The following is a 22,157-nucleotide window of genomic DNA, read 5'->3' as shown; positions in this document are numbered from 1 at the left end:
AGCTACCTTTTGTAAATCATTTTTAACAAAATCGTAAACTTATTTTACCAGTTCTCTAAGCATTTCGTCTTTCAATTCTAACCAAAGCTTACCTGATTCCACACCATAATCACGCGTTACAAAAACAGCCTGATCAAATTTACCTTCATTTGCCAGTTCAATTAAACTTTCATAATACTTACGAGAAATTTCACGTCCTTTAGGATGAGAAAAATATAAACTCCCTAACCTAGAGTATAAGCCTTTAAACCCATTTAATATTAATAAATAGATAGAATTACCAGAGGCAACAACCAGCTCTTTGTGAATGCTATAATCAAACTCCGCAAAAGAAATACCGTCATCAGCAATATTTTTATAACCACTTAATATTTCAATAACTTGCGACGGACTATTTTTTAAAGCTCCACGAATATATATCGCACTGATATTCGTTCTAGCCGATAATAAATTATCAACTAAATCAGGAATCCCCTCTTGGTCTAATTGTGCTAATGTTTCAAGAATATTTAAACTAGAGGTTTCCCAAAAATTATTAACTTTAGTGGGTTTACCATGTTGGATAGTTAACCAACCATCTCGCGCTAAGCGTTGTAGAACCTCACGTAACGTAGTTCGAGTAACCCCAATTAATTCAGATAGTTCACGCTCAGCAGGTAAAATAGACCCCGGAGGAAAACCGCCATTCCATATCGACTCAACAATATACTGCTCAGCAAAACCTGCTGGACTATGTGCTTTAATAACCATAAATCACCAATAGCTTATATTTTTATTATTTATTGTACTGATTGTACCAGAACAAGTATAGGTACAAGCTGATATAAAACCGCTTTACTGATTATTTACAAGCGCCCTTATACCGCTTAAACTACTTCGAATATTAATATTTATCTCAATAACATATAAAAAATTACAATTATCGAAAATCAATAAACATCAACTTAACTTAACTTCAAAAGGTCAACTATGCAACAATCATCTATGGCTGCATTTTATAAAAACTTTTTAGGAAACTCTCCCGAGTGGTACAAGCTCGCGATAATTTCTTTTTTAGTGATTAATCCTATTATATTTTTCCTTGTCGACCCATATACTGCAGGTTGGGCATTAGTTGTAGAGTTTATATTTACTCTAGCTATGGCATTAAAATGTTATCCGTTACAACCTGGTGGCTTACTAGCAATTGAAGCTGTAGCTATTGGCATGACATCACCTAATCAGGTAATGCATGAAATGATTGTAAACTTTGAGGTTATTCTCTTACTTATTTTCATGGTAGCTGGCATCTACTTTATGAAGAATTTATTACTATTTTTATTCACAAAAATAGTCACAAAAGTTACCTCAAAAATTATGGTATCTTTTTTATTCTGTTTTTCAGGTGCTTTTTTATCAGCATTCTTAGACGCTCTAACCGTGATTGCTGTTATCATCAGTGTTGCCATTGGCTTCTATTCTGTTTATCACAAAGTCGCTTCTGGTAAAGACTCAAGTCAATCTCATGACCATAACGAAGATAATCAACTGCCAGATCCTAGCAGAAGCGACCTAGAACAATTTCGTGGATACTTACGTAACTTACTAATGCACGCTGGTGTTGGTACTGCTTTAGGTGGTGTTTGTACTATTGTTGGTGAACCACAAAACTTAATTATAGGGCAACAAGCTGGCTGGGAATTTGTAGAATTTGCTATTCGTATGTCTCCAGTAACAATCCCTGTTTTCATTGCAGGAATGTTAACTTGTATTTCTTTAGAGAAGTTTAAATTGTTTGGTTATGGTGTAAAACTACCTGTTACCGTACGTACAATTTTAAATGATTTTGATGTTGCTGAAAGCCAAAAACGCACTAAAAGTGATAAAATAAAGCTTATTATGCAAGGTGTGATTGCCATTTGGTTAATTATTGGTTTAGCTCTTCATTTAGCACCTGTTGGTTTAATTGGTCTTACGGTAATTATTTTAGCAACCACCTTTACCGGCATCACTGAAGAACACCAAATTGGTCACGCTTTTGAAGAAGCATTGCCATTTACCGCATTACTTGCTGTGTTTTTTTCCGTAGTCGCCGTAATTATTGACCAACAGTTATTTACCCCTGTTATTAATTGGGTACTTACATACGAAGGTAACATGCAACTTGTTATGTTCTACCTAGCGAATGGTTTACTTTCAATGGTAAGCGACAATGTGTTTGTTGGTACGGTTTACATTACTGAAATTCAAAAAGCATTAGCCTCAGGACAAATTACTCGTGACCAATTTGACTTATTAGCGGTAGCTATTAACACAGGTACTAATTTACCTAGTGTAGCGACACCTAATGGTCAAGCAGCCTTCTTATTTCTACTAACCTCAGCAATTGCTCCTTTAGTGCGCTTGTCTTACGGTAGAATGGTTCTTATGGCGCTACCTTATACCATCGTATTAACACTGGTAGGTTTAATCGCTATTTCGTCAGGTTATTTAGCTGATAGAACAGCTGAAATGTATGAAGCAGGAACAATTCAACATCATTCTGCAACATCAACTCATAGTGTGCCTGCCGCACATTAAGATATAATAAAATTATGTTACACATTTCAAAGCGCCAATTATGGCGCTTTTTATTTAGTTAAGATAATGTAGCATTATCACTATTTATAAGGTTTTACTGTGGAATTTATAAGTAATTTAGTCACCAATTCTCGTGCTTGGTTGTTATTAACAATAAGTGCATTAGGACTAGAGATTGCAGCATTGTATTTTCAATACGTACTCGGCTTAGCTCCTTGTATTATGTGTATCTATCAAAGAACAGCACTTTGGGGAATATTTGCCGCTGGTATCGTTGGAATGTTAGGTAATAAATCAACCATTCTCCGATTATTATCTTACATACTTTGGGGAACCAGTTCAGTTTGGGGATTACTGATTGCCATTGAACATGTTGATATACAAACCTCAGAATTTTCATTTATGTATGTTTGTGAAATTGTCCCTAATTTTCCACAATGGGCTCCATTACACGAATGGCTACCTTTGTTGTTTGAAGCTAATGGCGATTGTGGTGACATTAATTGGCAGTTTTTAAACTTTACTATGCCACAAATGATGATCATTGTTTTCGGCATATATAGCGCGATTTTAGCCACAACCTTACTCATAAGAATATTTACGAATAAAACAATTTAGTTTTTAAATAAAAATTACAGCCAATAAAAATGAGCCTCTATGGCTCATTTTTTTATTTACATCTCAAAGTACTACAGCCATATATCTTTCATAATTCTGAAACTTTACTATAACCAAACAGTCATACTTTCTCACCAGAACTGTCATAAATCCTCATCATAATGCCCGCATTAAAAACTATAATTTTTTATCTAAGGGCAAGTCATGAATCTTAAACCAATAAAAAGTGCTATCGCACTTGCAGTTTTATCTACGTTATCTGTAAATGCAGCCGCCGAAACCGACTCATCAATGGAAGAAGTGTCTGTTGTGGTAAAAAAATTAACCCGTGCTAATCATGTAATTGATAGTTCAATGACCAAACAAGTGCCAAACATTACCAGTGTTATTGGTGTAATGAACAAATTACCAGGCATTAGTATCAATGAAGGTGATGCTTTTGGTGGTGACGATTGGTCTACTTCAATTACTATGCGTGGTTTTAGTATTGACGGTAACCAACAACAACTAGGTATGACGATAGACGGCATCCCAAATGGTGGTTCAAATTACGGTGGTGGTGCAAAAGCAAACCGTTATTTAGATACTGAAAACATGGAAACCGTAGAAGTTTCTCAAGGGACTTCAGACATTTCTTCAGCTTCGTTAGAAGCATTAGGTGGAACATTCAACTTTGTAAGTTCACAGCCATTAATGTCTCAAGAAACTAAAATAGCTTACACACAAGGCGATCATAATGCATCTCGCTACTTTGTAAGACACGATACAGGTGAAATTTTTGGTAACACTACGGCTTACGCAAGTTACTCACAAACATCAACAAGTCGCTGGGTTGGCGAAGGCTCTAACGGTGGTGCAGAAAGACAGCATGCTGAAGTTAAGTTTGTAACCGATTTAGGGCAACTAAACATTACAGGTCGCTTATCTTACGACGATGCAGACGAAGACAACTACAACTCAGTAACCCGTGAACAATTTGATGCTACCCCTGATTGGGACCAACTAACATGGAACTGGACAGGTATTCCTCACTTTGACCAAATGTTTGCTGAAGGCTGGTCAACTTTACGTGAAAACACTTTAGGTTACCTTAGATTTGAATATGATATTGATTCAACAATGGCGTTTCAAATAACCCCTTATTTTCATAAAAATAAAGGTCGTGGCGATTGGATCCCACCTTATTTAGCTTCACCTGTTGACGCTAATGGCAATCCAACCAATCAAGGAGGTACTAACGCTGGTTCATACGGTTTTACTGATCAAGCAGGCAACCCATTAACACCAGCAGCAGATTGTACTGAAAACTACTCATGGCCTTGGGATTCTGGCACAGGTTTACACGAAGCATGTTACGATCGAAATGCAGTACCGGTTATGTCTTACCGTCACACTCATTATGAAAAGAACCGTACAGGTTTAACGGCCAACTTCGACCTAACAATCGCTAATAATGATATTTCAATGGGTTTATGGATGGAAACGAGCGATCGTGACGAATCTCGTGATTGGCATAAAGTTATAGACGCTCGCGTTTACCATCATTTTGATAGTTCACCTTACTGGATCCAATACGATAACGAATTTACTACTGACACATTAAAACTATATGTTGAAGATACTATATCGTTTGATGATTTTACTTTAAACATTGGCGCTCAAAAGTACATGGTTGACGTAGAGAAGTTTGATAAATTTGCCAATCAAGTTACCGGTAAAGTAGACAGTGATTCAGATGTTTTATTCAGCATTGGTGGTATTTACCAAGTTAATGACGAGATTGAATTATTTGCTGGTTTTAGCGAAAACTTCTCAGCAATTAAAGACGGTGTGTTAGAAAGAGATGCATCTTCTCTTACTCAAATTGAGCCTGAAACTGCTGAAAATATGGAATTAGGTTTACGCTACAACACACAAGACATTCAGTTTTCAGCAACGTATTACCAAATTGACTTTGAAAACAGAATTACCTTTATTGCACCGGGTAGCGATACGGGTGGTATTGACTACACCATAGGTACAAACGGTTCATACTTAAACGTAGGTGGTATTGAGTCTAACGGTTTTGAATTAAGTCTAAACTATCGAATTAACGATAACTTATCTGTGTATTCTTCTTACACCAATAACGATTCTACTTATGTAGGTAATGCTGTTGGGTTTGAATCGGGTCAAAAAGTTGTTGATTCTGTAGACGATATGTTTGTAGTTGCTGCAGACTACACACAAGGCGATTTATACGCGGGTGCGTCCGTAAAATATACTGGCGACCGCGGTGCAGCTGACTCGTACACTATATTCGATTTAAATGCAGGCTACAGCGCAAAAATACAAAACAGCCCATTTAAAACAATCGATATTGCTTTTGTAGTTAGTAACGTAACAGATGAAGATTACCTTTCTACAGGTACTGGCAATGGTACAACCTTCTTTATAGGTGCACCACGTACTGCAACTATTACGTTTACTACTAGCTTTTAATCGATAAGGTTCAACACGATTAATTCAACAGTAATACGACTTTAAATGTTACTAGGCAAGACGTTGCCTAGTAACATTTTTGTTTCTAATAACCTATTTAACCTGAGTTCGGTTTAAGATATTGTTAACTCCTTGAAAAGTAATAACTAAAAACTCGGTTAGCTTCTAGCTTGATAGTTTTACTTAATTCAAGGCAAATTTACGCGTCAATAGCTGGCCTATTGCAAGTGAATTTAACGCAGAAGTTAGTAAAAATAGCTGCTAGAAGAACATTTATTAAGCCGAACTCAGGTTATTTACTATTAAATCCACGAGTAGCACATGTTCAAATTTATATATTCCTCCATATTCACTGCTGTAATAATAACTTCACAAGCCTTTGCAGAATCATCCCCTCCTCAACCGCTAGCAACACAAAAAATTCTATTTGGTTCATGTAGCCATCAAGATAAGGCTATGCCTATTTTAAATGCCATCAACAAAGAACAAGCCGATCTATTTATTTTTTTAGGGGATAACGTTTATGGCGACACTGAAAATATGTCACATCTCGCCAATAAATATACTTTATTAGGTAATAACGCCGGCATAAAGACACTATTAAAAAACACACCCGCTATCGCTATTTGGGACGATCATGATTATGGTGAGAACGACGCTGGCGCGGAATATCCACAAAAAGAAGCCTCAAGAAAACTCATGTTAGACTTTTGGAACGAACCAAAAAATTCAGACCGTTACACACGTAAAGACGGTATTTATACCTCGTATATGTATGGTGAAAATGATCAAAAAGTTCAAGTCATCATGCCCGACCTACGCTGGAATAGAGATAAACTGAATTCAGTAGGTAAAGAAAAATACTTTACTGAGCGCAAACCTAAAAATATGGGTCCTTATTCCCCTTCTGAAAATCCAACGGCTTCAATGCTAGGAGAAACACAGTGGCAATGGTTAGAAGCAGAGTTACAAAAACCTGCAAAAATTAAAGTTATCGCTTCAAGCTTACAGCTATTACCTGAATTTACTGGTTGGGAATCGTGGGCAAACTTTCCTCATGATCGTAATCGATTAATGTCGTTAATTAAAAAGCACAAAATTAATGGCGTTATTATTATCAGTGGCGATACACATTGGGGAGAAGTTTCAAAAGTAACAAATGAACTTGATTATCCTCTATGGGAAGTAACAAGCTCAGGCTTAACTGAAGAATGGAAAGAAGTAGCCCCTAATAAACATCGCGTAGGAAACTCCACTCATAAAGTCAATTACGGCGAATTACTCATTAATTGGCAACAAACAGATCCTACTATCACGCTCAGTTTAAAAGATGTTAAAGGAGATATTTTTACCCAGCAGGCTTTAAAGCTCTCTGAAATATCACCTTATTAAACATAGCCTTTAGTAGGTTAACCCGAATTCTGGATAAGCAATTATGCCTAATATTGCTATTTAATCACCTAACCTCGTTGCCTGCATGGATGCATGCACTTGGTTTTTATCGGAAATAAAAAAACGTATTTTTACAGCGAATATCCAGCCATTAATCAATAAAAATGTTTTTGCGAACAACAAGCATTACACATAATTAAATCAACTTAGCACCTTTATTTAACAAAGATAAATCCTTGTTTCTATTGGTTTCTTAGTATGAAAAATATATTAATTTAACCGACACCTAACAAAACTATAGAAGCATACCAAGTAGTCAACATTTAATTATATTGAAAAACAAAACATTATAAATATTTACAGCTCTCTCTGCCCTTCTAACCTACCTTTAATACACAATTATGCTAATCTAAAGCAGGCAAACAACGTAAACAATAAATAGTTAACAATATTCAAATTAATTAAATTAAAAATAATTACGCCACATAACGTATTAAAAATAAGAACAACTAACTGTAAGAAGATACTATGATTTTAAACATAAAGAAAAAACATCTGGTACATTGTACCCAAGCAGCTTTATTTACAATGGCTCTAGCCAGTTGTGGTGGTGGTAGTGGTGATACAACTACAAAGCCACCTGTTGAAACACCTCCGGCAGTAGATACAACGCCAAACAATTATAGCTTTGTCGACCAAACCAACCTTGCAAACAGCATTGAAGTTATTTCAAACGAAATAACTGTTTCTGGTATTAACAGCAACACTGCCATTTCTATTACTGGCGGTGAATATTCTATTAATGGTGGAGCATATACATCTGCTGCTGGTACAGTTAGTAACAACCAAAAAGTAAAAGTTAAGGCATTAAGTTCAGCAACCTCTGCTACCACAGTAGATGCCGTATTAACGATTGGCGGCGTGTCTGACACTTTCTCTATAACCACTGCAGAAGCCGTAGTTGTTATCCCTCCATCAGGTATTCAAGTTGATATTAATTTTGACACTAAGCACAGCGTGGGTGGAATCGAAACTTTTGACCGTCAAAAATTTATAACCATACATTCATCCCCCTCAGAAAACGATTGGGGAGAAAACGATGGACAAACAAGAAATGCACCTAATGAAGACCCCGATTTAATGGTTAACTTTGTTACCAATAATGATGTTTATTTTGGGCGTGTAACAGGCTCTATCAGCTGGGCATTACGTAATGTTGAAGAAGACCCTGCAAAAACAGGATTTGTTGATGAGGCAAGCGCAACGACAGCCGGCGGAAACTTTCGTTGGACTTATGCCAACTCTACAGCTAAAAAACATGCTGATGCACGACTTCCACAAATTAAAGCACGTGCGCTTGATATGATCCAAGGTGCTCAACAACACCCTTACTGGCCAGAAGGCACTATAATTAATGCATTAAGTGGTAACACATGGTCGTTTTCTCAAACAAATACTGAAGCAGAGCCATTAGGTACAGCAACAGGCCACTTTATATCTCAATATTTATCAAAATTTTTCAAAAATAATGATACTGATGCTTGGGAAACCAAACCTAAATATTTTGAGGTTATGAATGAGCCACTTTATGACTTAACAACCGTTCGCAACCCAAGTGATGCTAATTATGTAACACCATTAGAAGCATTTAAATTTCATAACACCATCAAAGCTGAAGTTCGTAAAGTTGCTGAAAATGATGACATTCAAGTAGGTGGTTACACAGTCGCTTTCCCTGATTTTGATAAAGACAACTTCCAACGTTGGGAAGACCGAGATAAATTATTCATCGACACCTCTGGCGCTGAAATGGACTTTTATTCAATCCATTTATATGACTTCCCTTGTCTGGGCAATACCGAAAAATATCGCTCTGGCAGTAATATGGAAGCGACTATGGATATGATGGAAAACTATAGCCATATTGCCATTGGTGAAATGAAACCTTATGTTATTTCAGAATATGGCGCAGCAAGTCATTGTGAAAGAAGCCTTGGTTGGACGCCGAAAAAAGACACCTTAGTTATGCGTGCCACCAATAAAATGCTAATGAGCTTTTTAGAACGCCCTGATGTGATAGCGAAAACTATTCCATTTATTGTGGTAAAAGCTGAATGGGGTAGAACAACACAAAATGGTGTTTCAATTCCTTACGGTCCTCGTTTAATGGTACAAAAGTTTGAACGTACTGGCGTTACTACTGAAACTGAATGGGTTTATTCTGATATAGAATTATTTTATAACCTATGGGCAGAAGTTAATGGTACTCGAGTTGATACTTGGTCTTCTGATTTAGATATTCAAGTCGATGCTTATGTTGACGGTGATGATGCTTATATAATTTTAAACAACTTAGAGTTTGATGAAGCTGACGTTAACTTAAACGCCTTTGGTATCGATACCGCTAATATCAGCGCTGTAAATATTAAACATTTAAAAACCGACAACTGGACATCTTCACTTGAAGAAAGCAACCCAAGTAGTTTACCTGATTCGGTAACACTTGATGGTGAAGGTACCATGATCATTAAAGTCACTTACAACACAGATATTACCATTGACCAAACGAGCGAAGAAACTAAATATTATTCAAGTGATTTTAAACAAGCTATCACGGCTAATACCGCCATTACCTTTGATATCAATGATGTTGTTGTTGGTTCAAATGGTGAAGCAATATTACGTTTAGGTATTGGACGTGACCATGGTAAGTCACTAACACCTACAGTTATGGTAAATACTACAGAAGTTACTGTTCCTGTTGATTTTAGAGGTTATGATCAAGAAACAGGTGACGTAAATCCTGGTCGAGATAATTACTTTGGTGTGATTGAAATTCCCGTAGCCCTTACTGCTTTGCAAGAAGACAACACGGTTACCATTCAATTCCCTGATTCAGGTGGTTTTGTTAGTACTACAGCGTTACAGGTATTTAATTCAAGCCAAGCACTAACACGTACTAAATAAACGTTTAATCTAAGATATAAAATAAGCCGAGACATTAAAATGTCTCGGCTTATTTTTTTTCCATATGAACATTAGTTTATAGGTTTATCAACAAGCTCCCATGTTCTTACCCAATCAATCTTCATGGTATTGTTTTTATCATCTAATAATTCATTTTTTTCAGGTAATCCACCAACCCATGCAGAGTCTTGTGTCCACAAGTCAAAAATAATGTGCTGCTCTAACGTAAATTCTTGTGTAGAGGTAACAAAGTTTACTGCTTCACCATTTAAATAAAATTGAACCGTATGCTCGTCTTTCCACCAAGCGCCATAAACATGGTATGCGTCATTCCAAGCAACACCTTTTAACGTATTACCATCAGATAATTTGCGATTATCTGATGGATTATCATCACCACCACGCTCTGTTACACCATTCTTAACAACAAAATACTGAGAGTGCATTTCGTAAGGATAATTATCGTATTTTGCTCCCATAAGAGATGGCTTGGGATTATTTTCGATGATATCTATTTCATCACGGTTATTACTATCTCCGTTGTTTAACCAAAAAGTATTATAAGCTGAAATATTAGCTGTTTTGATCCTTGCCTCTGTATAAAGAGGAAACTTCATTTTTGCCAACGAACGAACACGAGACGTTTCAAACCATTGATCTTTATTGGTTTCGTCTAAAGTCGCTTTAATCCATAGGTTGCCATCACTTACACCAGAATTTTCGTCACGCATAAATACCGGCGTATTACCATAATTCCAACGAGTCTTAGTCCACTTATTCTCATTCCAAGTATCAAATTCATCTGACATATTTTCAACTTTTTTCCACTCTTTATTCTCTGGAGTGTTGTTATCAAATGAAGTAAAGGTTGGGAGTTCTGCGTTAGCTGTATTTACATCAATAACAATAAGCTTGTTTTCAGGTAGTGTTTCTTCTACTGGCTTTAAGTCCGCTGTTGTTTCAGGTTGGCTGCTACTACCACATGCAGAAATTCCAAGTGGTATAAGTAACGCAAATGCAAGAGGGGTAAGATTTGAATTTATGTTTTTCATTATTAAGTTCTCATAAAATTAAAAGGTTTAATAATAGATAAGGTAAATCATAAGCCTTATTCACTCAACAAAAAACACGTTATATTTAACAATAAACATTTAAATATAAAAATAAGTTTGAGATTAACTTTATTGAATTTCACAGAGATAAGTAATAATTAAAAATATCAAAAAATTATCAATTACGATAATAAATCAGCCTTCCATTTGTTTCTGTTCTGCTGTATTAATCCACTTAAATAACAATAAAACAATAACTGATGAAGCTAAAAAACTTAGAGTTAAAGCGTATGTAGTGCCATCAAACAAACGACCAATAATTACAGCAAGCACTACCGACATAAGAGTAGATACAGAACCAACAATAGCAGCCCCCATTCCAGCCATTCTTCCTAAAGGCTCCATAGCTAATGCGGTTAAATTACCAAACACCAAACCTAAACAAAAAAACAATGCTAATAAATAAACCGTTGTTACCCACAAAGGAGGTAAGCCATTAAAAAATAAAGAGGTAACAAAAAATAAAGAAGATGAAACTACCAACAAAATTAATGACATAGATGCTATTTTTAACATGCCATGCTTAATAACATATTTACCATTTACAAACGAAGCAATGCCTAAAACAAAAGATATACCCGCAAAATATAAAGAAAAGTAGGTCTCTAACTGATAGGTAATTTGTAATAATTGTTGTGAAGAACTCAGAAAAAACACAAAAGGCCCTGACATAAAACCAGAAGCAACAACATAGCCTATAACCTTACGATTTGTAAAAACGGTATATGCCGACTGTTTTACTCTTACCCAAGTAAAGTCGGTTCTATTATCAGTGCTTAAGGTTTCTCCCTGCCTTAATAAATACCAAAGCAAAGACACAAGGCCAACAAGCCCTGTAAAAATAAAAATGGCTTGCCAATTAAATACCATTAATATTGCCTGACCAATAATAGGTGCCAGCATAGGTACCAATATAAATATCATCATAATAAAAGACATAACCTTAGCCATTAATCTTCCATTATATAAATCTCTTACTATCGCCGTTGATAATACTCTTGGAGCCGCAACACCAAAACCTTGTAACAAACGGCTGAACAACATAGTGTGATAATCGTTAGAAATAATTGCTAATAAGCTGCCTAGAAAGAAAATAGAATAACCTATCAACATACTCTTACGTCGTCCTATTGAATCAGATAACGGACCAAATAAAAATTGACCAAAAGCTAAGCCTATAAAAAGAAAAGCAATCATCAACTGATTATCGTTAGAGTTGGTATTACCCATTGCATTACCTACAGATTCAAGTGCAGGTAAAATTGAGTCAATAGATATTGCGACTAGCGACATCATCAATGCCATTAAACCAATAAATTCTTTAAAAGGTAATGTGTGTTTTTGAAAGTTTTTAAGCAAGTAAACCTCGAGAATAAAGATCTAAAAATACACAGTGGATACTGTAGATAGAAAACGGGTATAAATATAAGAAAGGTAATAATAGACAAATCACATTAAGTGATAAATAATCTAAAAATGAATTCACTCTTCAGAATAAATCAACAATGGACTTATTTAAATCAATAACAGTTTTTCAGGAAGTGTGTAAACACAAAAGTTTCAGTAAAGCAGCCAATCATTTAAACCTAGTCCCTTCAGCCGTCAGTAGGCAAATCAACGAATTAGAGAAGCAACTCAACATACGATTATTGCATAGAACCACACGTTCAATTAGCTTAACCAATGATGGAAGGCGCTACCTGCAAAAAATGGATGTTATTACACAAAACGTAGGTGAGCTGATTTCTTTAACCACAGACGAAAAAATAATCAAAGATCATATTCACTTTACCGCACCTCCAGTATTAGGCGAAAACATACTGCAAAATGCGCTGAACGAATACTCTCAAAAATATCCCAATGTTTCCTTATCATTAAATTTCGTAAACCGAGAAGTTAACCTTGTAGAAGAAGGCTATGATTTAGCTCTAAGGGTAGGTAAATTAGAAGATTCGAATATGATATCGCGTCAAATCCATCTTTTTCCACTCATTGTAGTAGCAAGTCCTAATTATCTAAAAAAGCACGGAACGCCTAATCACCCTAAAGATTTAATACATCACAACTGTATTATTAATACCATAATGAAAACCCCATTTAAGTGGAATTTTGTAGACGAAAATAAAAATTTCTTAGTCAAAGTTAAAGGGAATTTAGAAGCAAATAACGACATTATGCTGCAAAGGTTTGCTACAGCAGGCTTAGGTATTTCTTATATACCTAACTTCATGGTGCAAGATCAAATTGAGAAAGGAGAACTTGTTCAATTACTCACAAAATTTATGCCGTCCCCCCTACCTATTTCGGTTGTTTATCCTAGCAGAAAACATTTAAGTACCGCTAAAAGAAAATTTATTGATACCTTGGTTGAACATTTATCAAATAATAGCTAAGGTCTGTTGATCTTTGCTGATTATTTTTGCTGCAGTTTATTAGCCTTTTATATAAGGTCGAGCATATACTTCGTCGTTATTCTACTCTAATAGGCGATAACGTAGTAGAAATGGCGAATAGATGCTGACCTACAGATCCGTTTAAATGCTTTTTGCGCCGCGATCAACAAGCATTTAATTTAAACATAAAAGTTCAACAGCCCCAATCCTATTACTATTCATTCACCATAACAGCAGAACTACGTTTTAACTGCTCAAAGAGTAAATCTTCGTTTTCAGTAATGTGCTTTCTTTCTAATATATTTTGTTTTTGCTCAAGTAACGACTCCATATGCCCTTTTATAGTCTTATTTAACGATTGCTCTTGATCTTTTGTTATATTTCCGTTGTTGGCGTTTTCCCTTACTTCTTCCTTGGCAATTTCTAATAATTCCACCCGTACTTCAATGCGCTTAACATCCAGATAATTGATACCTAAACTGTTATATAAAATAGCCATTTCAATTTCATCACGTTCAATTTTAACTTCAATAGGAAAATCCATAATTCCATCAATATTGTTACTCAAATAATCAAATGGTTCTAATGCTTTATCAGTAGTGTTAAATGTTTCTAATTCAGTATTCGTCTCCTCTTTAATTTGATTATAAAGACGCCTAACTTCTTCAGGATTTATACTCGTAACTTTACTGGAACGCCTAAGTTCATCTATCGAGTTACTCGTAGAAGATTCATTTTCAAGGGCACTAGTATACGACGACGTTTCTTCAACACCTTGGCTTGATGATTTTTGTGATAATGCTGAAAGTTGCGATAATACATTTTGCGAAGTTGTTAACGTGATAGCAGCAGACATGGTAGTTCCTTTACATTAGATATTTATCTGATGCTACCTGCATAAAGCGAACCAAAATAAAGAAAATAATAAAGCTAATAAACTTAAGGGTGTTCAGGTTAAATAACCTGAGTTTGGCTTAATAAATATTCTTCTAGCCGCTATTTTTACTAACTTCGGCGTTAAATTCACTTGCAATAGACCAGCTATTGACGCATAAATTTGCCTTGAATTAAGTAAAAATATCAAGCTAGAAGCAAACCAAGATTTTAATATTTATTTTTCAATGAGTTAACTACTTATTAAACCGAACTCAGGTTAAATAGCTATTTTTGAGGAAAGATGTTGCCGCATAAAAAGCGATAACTGCCGTTTCGACTAAACAAATAAAATAACAGAAAAACATAAATCACACGTTTCTCTGCTATATCCGTAAAAAACTTACTTAAGTAACTTACCTTGCTGGCATTCTAATAGCGCCATCTAGGCGAATAGTTTCACCATTAAGGTATGAATTTTCAATAATATGTAACGCAAGGCGAGCAAACTCATTAGGAGCTCCCATACGTTTAGGAAATTGAATATTATTAACCAATGATTCTTGTACGTTTTCAGGCATAGCTAATAACATAGGTGTTCCCATAATCCCTGGAGCTATGGTATTTACTCTTATACCTGAAGATGCTAAATCTCTCGCCATAGGTAGAGTTAAAGCTACAATTCCACCTTTACTTGCCGCATAAGCGGTTTGCCCCATTTGCCCATCATAAGCGGCAACTGATGCGGTATTAATAATAACACCACGCTCGTTGTCGTTATTAGGTTCATTTAATGCCATTTTTTCAGCGGCAATTCGAGCTACATTAAAACTGCCAATTAAATTAATATTAATGGCTAAACTAAAAGCAAATAACGCTTGCGCTTTTTTGTCGCGATCGAGTACTTTTTTAGCAGGGGCAATACCGGCACAATTAATACAAATATCTACACGACCAAACTGAGCAATAACAGACTCAAAAGCACTTTCAACAGACGCTTCCTTGGTTACATCAGTACAAACAAACATAACATTATCGTTACCAAATTCCGTACAAAGTTGTGCGCCCTGCTCTTTATTTAGATCAAGAACCGCAACTTTTATGCCCGCTTTATTTAATTCGTCTAATACGGCTCTACCTAAACCTGATGCTCCACCAGTCACTACAGCGACTTTATTTTCTACATTCATTACTTTTCCTCGTTAACTTTAATTAACCCTACTAACCTCAATTAAAGTGATTCAACCCAACCAAATTTATCTTCACAAGTACCGTATTGAATACCGGTTAAGTTGTCATAAAGTTTTGTAGCGACATCGCCAGTTTCATTATTATTAATAATGTATTCTTTTCCTTTAAAGCCCAGCTTTCCTACGGGGGATATAACTGCAGCCGTACCACAACCGAATACCTCGGTTATTTTCCCGCTGGCTATATCAGCTAAAATCACGTCAATATCTAAACGTTGCTCGCTTACTTCATAGCCTAATGCTGGAGCTAGTTTCAAAATAGAATCTCGTGTAATTCCCGGTAAAATACTGCCACTGAGCTCAGGCGTTACAATATGTGCATTTTCATACACAAAACAAATGTTCATTGCGCCAACTTCTTCAATGTATTTCCCTTCTACAGCGTCTAACCAAAGCACTTGCGAGTAACCTAATTTAATCACTTCTTCTGAAGCAAAAAGGCTCGCAGCATAATTACCACCTGTTTTAGCTTCGCCAACACCGCCTTTTACGGCCCGACGATATTCATCAGCAACAAAAACTGAAATAGGTACTAACCCACCTTTAAAGTAGTTTCCTGCTGGGCCTGCAATAATATAATGGCTATAGTTCATACTAGCGCCAAGGCCCAATTTAGCACTTGTAGCGATCATCGTTGGACGTATGTACAAAGATGAACCTTTTTGATGAGGTACCCAATCTTGATCTAAGTAAACTAACGACTTTAACGCTTCTAAATGCAAAGCTTCGTCAACCTCTGGCATAACCATGCGCTTTGCTGAGCGATTAAAGCGCTTTATATTTTCTTGAGGACGAAATAAATTAATACTATCGTTCACGTTTCGGTACGCCTTTAGGCCTTCAAATATTTCCTGACTATAATGTAAAACCGCAGCAGAAGGATCTAACGATAAAGGCTGATAAGGATAAATTTCTTGATTATGCCAATGCTTTTCAGGGCTATATTGCTGTATAAACATATGATCAGAGAAGATTTCACCAAAACTATATTCAGCTGGGCAAGTACCACGTTCATTTAGATGTTTTGAATTTATTGTAATTGTCATTTTACTTCTCTTTATATTTCCTATTTTATGTCTGATTTATTTAGTCTTTTAAGATATCTCTAGCGATGATCACTCGCTGAATTTCACTTGTACCTTCATATATAGTGGTAATTCTGACATCTCTAGCTAAGCGTTCTATCGGATATTCCTTTATGTACCCTGCACCACCTAATAGCTGCAATGCGGTATAACAAGCATCATTCGCTTTTTCAGACGCAAATACTTTTGCCATAGAGGCTGAAGTAGAAAATGGTAAACCATTATCTTTATTAACAGCTGCTTGCATGATTAATAAACGAGCCGCTTCTAGTTCCGTATATCGGTCACTTAACATCCACTGTAAACCTTGAAAGTTTGATAACGACTGACCAAATTGTTTACGCTCTTTAATATAGTCTTTAGCGTACTCTATCGCTTCAAGCCCTAAGCCTAATGCTAATGAAGCTATACCTATACGGCCACCCGCTAGTTCAGTTACCGCTATTTTAAAACCTTGATTTTCTTTACCCAATAAAGCAGAAGCAGGAATACGACAATTATCGAAAATCACTTGATTAGTTGAAGAGGCTTTTTGCCCCATTTTTTCTTCAGCTTTAGCAATGGTTATGCCTGGAGTATCGCCATCCACTAAAAAACAACTTATGCCTTTACCTTTGGGTAAGCTAGGATCTGTTACTGCCCACACAACAAATACGCCAGCATAATCACCCGAAGTAATAAACGTTTTAGTGCCGTTAAGCACGTACTCGTCACCCTCTTTTACTGCTTGGGTTTTCATACCCGCAGGATCAGAACCTGCAACCGTTTCAGTTAAACAAAAGCCAGCAGCAAAACACTCACCACTACAAATTTTGGGTAAATAATGTGATTTTTGCTCTTCGTTACCTACAGCTTGAATAACTTCTGCCACCATATTCGTTACCGATGTGGTAACTGCAGTTGAAGAACATCCTCGGGCAAGTTCAGTTATCGCTAAAGAAAAAGCAACGCTACCAGCTTCAATACCGCCATATTGGCTATCGATATTAATGCCCATAAAGCCCAATTCACTCAGCTTTTTAATATTCGATAAAAATAGGTCTTTACCGCTTTCTTGCTCAACCAATTCAGCATTAGGTTTTAATTCAGCTTCAGCAAATTGTTTTGCTGTGTCTTGAATCATTATTTCTTCTTCATTAAATTTTATTTGCATATTTTTATCTCAAGGTATTTATTACGTTAATCAGCAACACTCTAATTACATATGTATTGCATGACCTAAGGTCGACATGGCAGCTTCCATAGTGGCTTCGCCTAATGTTGGATGAACATGAATGGTATTAGCTAAATCTTCTAGCCGTGCCCCCATTTCAATCGCAGTAGCAAATTGATTACTGAGCTCTGCAACATGAGCGCCCACAGCATGAATGCCAATAACAACATGGTTATCTTTACGGGCCGTTATACGAACAAAGCCGCCATCGCTACCGGCTTCCATTGCTAACGCTTTACCTATAGCAGCAAAAGGAAATTTACCTACAAGGGGTTCTATACCTTGTAATTTGGCTTCCGCGGCCGTTATACCCACACCAACAAGTTCAGGTTCAGTAAAACAAACGGCAGGAATAACCGTTGGGTTAAACTCTCGCTTTAAACCAGAAATAATTTCGGCAACCATTTCCCCTTGTGCTGACGCTTTATGTGCCAACATAGGTTCTCCAACTAAGTCACCAATTGCCCAAACGTTTTTCATTGCTGTACGACATTGCTTGTCAACTTTAACGAAAGCGCCATTCATATCGACACACATATTCTCTAAACCGTAACCTTGCGTATTAGGACGACGGCCAACAGTGACTAAAATTTTGTCGCCATGAATTGAATGCTCAATACCTTTTTTATCGGTATAGGTTAATGTGGCTCCTTCACCTGTACCATGGTCAACAACCGACTGGGCGCGAGCTGAATATTCAATGTCTACATTATGTTTTTTCAACCATGTGGCTACAGGCTTTGTTAGCTCTTTATCAAACAGCGGTACAATAGAATCCATACCTTCAATAAAGGTAACTTTTGCACCTAGCTTACGGTAAGCGATGCCCATTTCTAAACCAATGTAACCCGCCCCAATAACAACTAAGTGATTAGGTAGTTCGTTTTGATCAAGCGCCTGCGTAGAAGAAATTACATTTTCGCTATAAGGTAAAAATGGCAGTTCTGTTGCGGTTGATCCCGTTGCTAAAATAACGTGTTCCGCTTTAATACTTATCACTCCATCAGCCGTGTCAACCGTACAGTTTTTTGCATCAGAAAAGTTAGCCCAACCTTTAATTTGTTTTACTTTGTTCTTTTTCAGTAAAGCTTCAACACCGCTACTTAAACGCGCGACAATTGAGTCTTTCCAGTCGATCAATTTTGGCATATCAAGCTGCGCAGGTTGTGGTACTAAAATGCCGAGTTTACCGTCGCCAGTATGCGCATTAATTTCTTCAAAACGTGATGCCGCATGAATTAACGCTTTTGACGGAATACACCCCCGAATTAAGCATGTTCCACCAGCTCTGTCGCCTTCAACAATCACGGTATCTAATCCTAACTGTCCTGCACGAATTGCAGCAACATATCCGCCGGGGCCTGCACCTACGATTAATACTTTACATGAAACTAAATTAGTCATTTTCACTCCTACATGAATAAGGTTGCTGGAGACTCAAGCAAGCTTTTAATACGTTGTACAAATAGTGTCGCTTCCCAACCATCAATCACTCGATGATCAAACGAAGATGAAATATTCATAATATCGCGAGGAACAAAACCTCCATCTTGCCAAACGGGTCGTTTAGCGATTTTATTAATGCCAATAATGGCCACTTCAGGAGAGTTGATAACGGGTGTAGTAACAATGCCGCCCACTGGGCCAAGGCTTGTTATAGTGATCGTTGAACCGCTTAATTCTTCACGCTTAGCTTTACCGCTACGTGCTGCTGTTGATAAACGTTTAACTTCGTCGGCTGATTGCCATAAATCCAATGTTTCAGCGTGTTTAATAACCGGTACAACTAAGCCGCTGTCGGTTTGAGTTGCAATACCGACATGAGCTGCGCCATAACGATATACAATATTATCGTCGTCATCAAAACGTGCGCTCATTTCAGGGTAATCTTTTAAAGCAATAACCAAGGCTTTAATGAAAAAAGGTAGCATGGTTAATTTGGGCTGATCATCTGTACGTTCTTTATTGAGCTTGGCACGTAGCTTTTCTAATTCAGTAACGTCAATTTCTTCCACATACGTAAAGTGAGGAATACGTTGCATGGTATCTTGCATAATAGCGGCAATTTTCCGACGTAAACCAATAACTTTAATCTCTTCAATTGATTCATTAGCAACAGCATTGGTACTAGAATTGGTAGATGTAGAAGCTATAGCTGACGATTGACCTGCGATAAAGGCATCTAAATCATCATGAGTAATGCGATCAGCAGGACCTGTTCCTCGTACATAATTTAAATTAATACCGGCATTCATAGCACGTTGACGAACCGCAGGCGCTGCTGTTGGTTTATCACCTTCGGCGCGTGCAACGCCAGTAAAAGTAGCCGCGTTACCATGAGCATTTGCTGTAGGTTTTTTAGATACATTCGGCTTTTCAAATGCCGTTTTAGCTGACTTAACAACTTTAGTTTGAGCTACATTAGTTTGAGCCACTGAAGTTTTTGCTTGTTCGACTTTAACTTGCGTAACAGCAGGTGTTTCGGCTTTACTATTTGATGGTGCCTGACTCGCTAGCTCAGAGATATTGCCCGCACCTTCAACGTCTAAACGTACAAACATTGAACCAACAGCAATCATTTCTCCCGCTTCGCTAGCACGCCATACTAGTTTTCCATCTGTAGGGGCTGGAATTTCAACGGTGGCTTTGTCGGTCATTACGACACATAACACATCGTCTTCTTCGATGTTATCGCCAATATTTATGCTCCACTCAACCACTTCAACTTCGGCAATACCTTCACCAATATCAGGTACATCAATATAATAGTTACCCGGTAGGTTATTGGTTGCAGATGAGTTTTGAACCGCTACGGCTTCTTCAACAACTGAGTTTTCTACCGTTGTTTCTGGTGCTTCAACTTCCTGTTCAGGCGCAGGGCTAACAGCTGTGTTTTCATCATAATTTGCAACACTAGCCTCTACTTGTAGTTTTACAAAGTCGGCACCAACGGCAATCATATCGCCCGCTTGGCAAGCTTGCCACGTTACTGTGCCATCAACAGGAGATGGAATTTCAACAGTCGCTTTGTCGGTCATTACAACACATAAAACATCGTCTTCTTCGATGGTTCCACCAACTGCAACATTCCACTCAACAACTTCAACTTCGGCAATACCTTCACCAATGTCTGGTACTTCAATTAAAAAATTGCTCATTTCTATTCTCCCATCACTTTTCTTAATGCATCACCAACACGAGCAGGTCCGGGGAAATAATCCCATTCTTGTGCATGGGGATATGGTGTATCCCAGCCAGTAACTCGAATAATAGGAGCTTCTAAATTGTACATACATAACTCTTGAACAACGGCCATCAACTCAGCACCAAAACCACTGGTTTTAGTGGCTTCGTGCACAACAATACAACGTCCTGTTTTTTTAACAGACTTTTCAATGGTTTCTTCATCAAGTGGTAGTAACGTACGCAAATCAATAACTTCCGCATCTATACCTGTTTCTTCAGCTGCACATATAGCAACATGCACCATAGTGCCGTAAGCTAAAATAGTAACGTCTGAACCTTCACGGGCAATAGCCGCTTTACCTAAAGGCACGGTGTAATGACCGTCTGGAACTTCACCTAATTCATGCTCAGACCAAGGGGTTACCGGTCTGTCGTGATGACCATCAAATGGGCCGTTGTATAATCGTTTAGGCTCTAAAAATATAACGGGGTCATCGTCTTCAATTGACGCAATAAGCAAACCTTTAGCGTCGTAAGGATTAGAAGGAATAACCGTTTTTAATCCTGCAACATGAGTAAACAATGCTTCAGGTGATTGCGAATGGGTTTGCCCACCGTATATACCACCACCAGTAGGTGTTCTAATGGTAATTGGCGCAATAAACTCACCCGAAGATCGATAACGTAAACGTGCTGCTTCAGAAGCAATTTGGTCGTATGCTGGTAAAATATAATCAGCAAATTGAATTTCAGGAACAGGTCGTAAACCATAAGCGCCCATGCCTACGGCAGCCCCTATAATGCCTAGCTCAGAAATTGGTGCGTCGAAACAACGTGATTTACCATATTTAGCCTGCAAACCTTCTGTTGCTCTAAATACGCCACCGAAATAACCAACATCTTCACCAAAAACAACCACGTTATCGTCTTGCGCCATTTTTACATCAAGGGCATCACGAATGGCTTCTATCATATTTTTACGAGACACTTTTTTCTCAGTTGCTTTATGTTGAGGCATAACTTTTCCT

General features: G+C 37.2%; 16 protein-coding genes. 6 read left to right on the top strand and 10 right to left on the bottom strand.

Annotation, left to right across the window (positions count from 1 at the left end):
• Window positions 1-39: 39 nt before the first annotated feature.
• Window positions 40-750: a fatty acid metabolism transcriptional regulator FadR gene (gene fadR, locus AC0L5Q_RS19095; RefSeq protein WP_473613135.1), complete on the bottom strand. Its 711-nt coding sequence runs from the start codon at window positions 748-750 to the stop codon at window positions 40-42.
• Window positions 751-969: 219 nt separating this feature from the next.
• On the opposite strand from fadR, the gene nhaB reads away from it, so the two are divergent.
• The 5 genes from nhaB to AC0L5Q_RS19070 all read left to right on the top strand — a co-directional run bounded on the left by nhaB (window position 970) and on the right by AC0L5Q_RS19070 (window position 10,017).
• Complete coding sequence (gene nhaB / locus AC0L5Q_RS19090; RefSeq protein ID WP_473613134.1) at window positions 970-2,559, top strand: sodium/proton antiporter NhaB; 1,590 nt, start codon at window positions 970-972, stop codon at window positions 2,557-2,559.
• A gap of 99 nt (window positions 2,560-2,658) precedes the next feature.
• Window positions 2,659-3,177 carry a disulfide bond formation protein DsbB gene (gene dsbB / locus AC0L5Q_RS19085; RefSeq protein ID WP_473613133.1) on the top strand — a complete coding sequence of 173 codons (519 nt, stop codon included), beginning with the start codon at window positions 2,659-2,661 and terminating at the stop codon, window positions 3,175-3,177.
• A 204-nt stretch (window positions 3,178-3,381) separates the two neighbouring features.
• A complete protein-coding gene (locus tag AC0L5Q_RS19080) occupies window positions 3,382-5,658 on the top strand; it encodes a TonB-dependent receptor domain-containing protein (RefSeq protein ID WP_473613132.1) in 2,277 nt (758 codons plus the stop codon).
• Between the two features lie 321 nt (window positions 5,659-5,979).
• Window positions 5,980-7,050, top strand: coding sequence for an alkaline phosphatase D family protein (locus AC0L5Q_RS19075; protein ID WP_473613131.1), 1,071 nt, complete (start codon window positions 5,980-5,982; stop codon window positions 7,048-7,050).
• A gap of 528 nt (window positions 7,051-7,578) precedes the next feature.
• The gene (locus AC0L5Q_RS19070) at window positions 7,579-10,017 is read left to right on the top strand and encodes a hypothetical protein (protein WP_473613130.1); all 2,439 of its coding nucleotides are present in this window, start codon (window positions 7,579-7,581) and stop codon (window positions 10,015-10,017) included.
• Between the two features lie 71 nt (window positions 10,018-10,088).
• On the opposite strand, the gene AC0L5Q_RS19065 is transcribed toward AC0L5Q_RS19070, so the two are convergent.
• Both AC0L5Q_RS19065 and AC0L5Q_RS19060 read right to left on the bottom strand, forming a co-directional pair.
• A complete protein-coding gene (locus AC0L5Q_RS19065) occupies window positions 10,089-11,069 on the bottom strand; it encodes a LamG domain-containing protein (protein ID WP_473613129.1) in 981 nt (326 codons plus the stop codon).
• Window positions 11,070-11,264: 195 nt separating this feature from the next.
• Complete coding sequence (locus AC0L5Q_RS19060; RefSeq protein WP_473613128.1) at window positions 11,265-12,488, bottom strand: multidrug effflux MFS transporter; 1,224 nt, start codon at window positions 12,486-12,488, stop codon at window positions 11,265-11,267.
• Between the two features lie 146 nt (window positions 12,489-12,634).
• Here AC0L5Q_RS19060 and AC0L5Q_RS19055 point away from each other — a divergent pair, with 146 nt between their 5' ends.
• Window positions 12,635-13,522 (top strand): LysR family transcriptional regulator, encoded by an 888-nt coding sequence (locus AC0L5Q_RS19055; RefSeq protein ID WP_473613127.1) that lies wholly within the window; start codon window positions 12,635-12,637, stop codon window positions 13,520-13,522.
• A gap of 214 nt (window positions 13,523-13,736) precedes the next feature.
• Here AC0L5Q_RS19055 and AC0L5Q_RS19050 read toward each other — a convergent pair whose 3' ends face one another.
• From AC0L5Q_RS19050 to AC0L5Q_RS19020, 7 genes are all read right to left on the bottom strand, one after another.
• The gene (locus AC0L5Q_RS19050) at window positions 13,737-14,378 is read right to left on the bottom strand and encodes a hypothetical protein (RefSeq protein ID WP_473613126.1); all 642 of its coding nucleotides are present in this window, start codon (window positions 14,376-14,378) and stop codon (window positions 13,737-13,739) included.
• Window positions 14,379-14,811: 433 nt separating this feature from the next.
• Window positions 14,812-15,585: a 3-hydroxyacyl-CoA dehydrogenase gene (locus AC0L5Q_RS19045; protein WP_473613125.1), complete on the bottom strand. Its 774-nt coding sequence runs from the start codon at window positions 15,583-15,585 to the stop codon at window positions 14,812-14,814.
• A gap of 41 nt (window positions 15,586-15,626) precedes the next feature.
• The gene (locus AC0L5Q_RS19040; RefSeq protein WP_473613124.1) at window positions 15,627-16,691 is read right to left on the bottom strand and encodes a branched-chain amino acid aminotransferase; all 1,065 of its coding nucleotides are present in this window, start codon (window positions 16,689-16,691) and stop codon (window positions 15,627-15,629) included.
• Window positions 16,692-16,731: 40 nt separating this feature from the next.
• Entirely contained in the window at window positions 16,732-17,883 is a 1,152-nt protein-coding gene (locus AC0L5Q_RS19035) for an acyl-CoA dehydrogenase family protein (RefSeq protein WP_473613123.1), read from the bottom strand.
• A 45-nt stretch (window positions 17,884-17,928) separates the two neighbouring features.
• Window positions 17,929-19,347, bottom strand: a complete 1,419-nt coding sequence (gene lpdA / locus AC0L5Q_RS19030) for a dihydrolipoyl dehydrogenase (RefSeq protein WP_473613122.1) — start codon at window positions 19,345-19,347, stop codon at window positions 17,929-17,931.
• An 8-nt stretch (window positions 19,348-19,355) separates the two neighbouring features.
• On the bottom strand, window positions 19,356-21,101 hold the full coding sequence (locus AC0L5Q_RS19025; RefSeq protein WP_473613121.1) for a 2-oxo acid dehydrogenase subunit E2: 1,746 nt from the start codon (window positions 21,099-21,101) through the stop codon (window positions 19,356-19,358).
• A gap of 2 nt (window positions 21,102-21,103) precedes the next feature.
• Window positions 21,104-22,117, bottom strand: coding sequence for an alpha-ketoacid dehydrogenase subunit beta (locus AC0L5Q_RS19020; RefSeq protein WP_473618335.1), 1,014 nt, complete (start codon window positions 22,115-22,117; stop codon window positions 21,104-21,106).
• Between the last annotated feature and the right edge of the window lie 40 nt (window positions 22,118-22,157).

The sequence above is a fragment of the Pseudocolwellia sp. G5-9 genome, from assembly GCF_055808995.1.
The sequence above is the reverse complement of the archived record's forward strand: the minus strand, read 5'-3'. Positions and strand labels throughout refer to the sequence as shown.

Coding starts and splice junctions, on each gene's coding strand:
- lpdA (WP_473613122.1), bottom strand. CDS start 19,347: ATGACTAATTTAGTTTCATGTAAAGTATTAATCGTAGGTGCAGGCCCC.
- AC0L5Q_RS19035 (WP_473613123.1), bottom strand. CDS start 17,883: ATGCAAATAAAATTTAATGAAGAAGAAATAATGATTCAAGACACAGCA.
- AC0L5Q_RS19070 (WP_473613130.1), top strand. CDS start 7,579: ATGATTTTAAACATAAAGAAAAAACATCTGGTACATTGTACCCAAGCA.
- AC0L5Q_RS19075 (WP_473613131.1), top strand. CDS start 5,980: ATGTTCAAATTTATATATTCCTCCATATTCACTGCTGTAATAATAACT.
- AC0L5Q_RS19055 (WP_473613127.1), top strand. CDS start 12,635: ATGGACTTATTTAAATCAATAACAGTTTTTCAGGAAGTGTGTAAACAC.
- AC0L5Q_RS19045 (WP_473613125.1), bottom strand. CDS start 15,585: ATGAATGTAGAAAATAAAGTCGCTGTAGTGACTGGTGGAGCATCAGGT.
- AC0L5Q_RS19040 (WP_473613124.1), bottom strand. CDS start 16,691: ATGACAATTACAATAAATTCAAAACATCTAAATGAACGTGGTACTTGC.
- AC0L5Q_RS19065 (WP_473613129.1), bottom strand. CDS start 11,069: ATGAAAAACATAAATTCAAATCTTACCCCTCTTGCATTTGCGTTACTT.
- AC0L5Q_RS19050 (WP_473613126.1), bottom strand. CDS start 14,378: ATGTCTGCTGCTATCACGTTAACAACTTCGCAAAATGTATTATCGCAA.
- AC0L5Q_RS19025 (WP_473613121.1), bottom strand. CDS start 21,101: ATGAGCAATTTTTTAATTGAAGTACCAGACATTGGTGAAGGTATTGCC.
- AC0L5Q_RS19080 (WP_473613132.1), top strand. CDS start 3,382: ATGAATCTTAAACCAATAAAAAGTGCTATCGCACTTGCAGTTTTATCT.
- fadR (WP_473613135.1), bottom strand. CDS start 750: ATGGTTATTAAAGCACATAGTCCAGCAGGTTTTGCTGAGCAGTATATT.
- nhaB (WP_473613134.1), top strand. CDS start 970: ATGCAACAATCATCTATGGCTGCATTTTATAAAAACTTTTTAGGAAAC.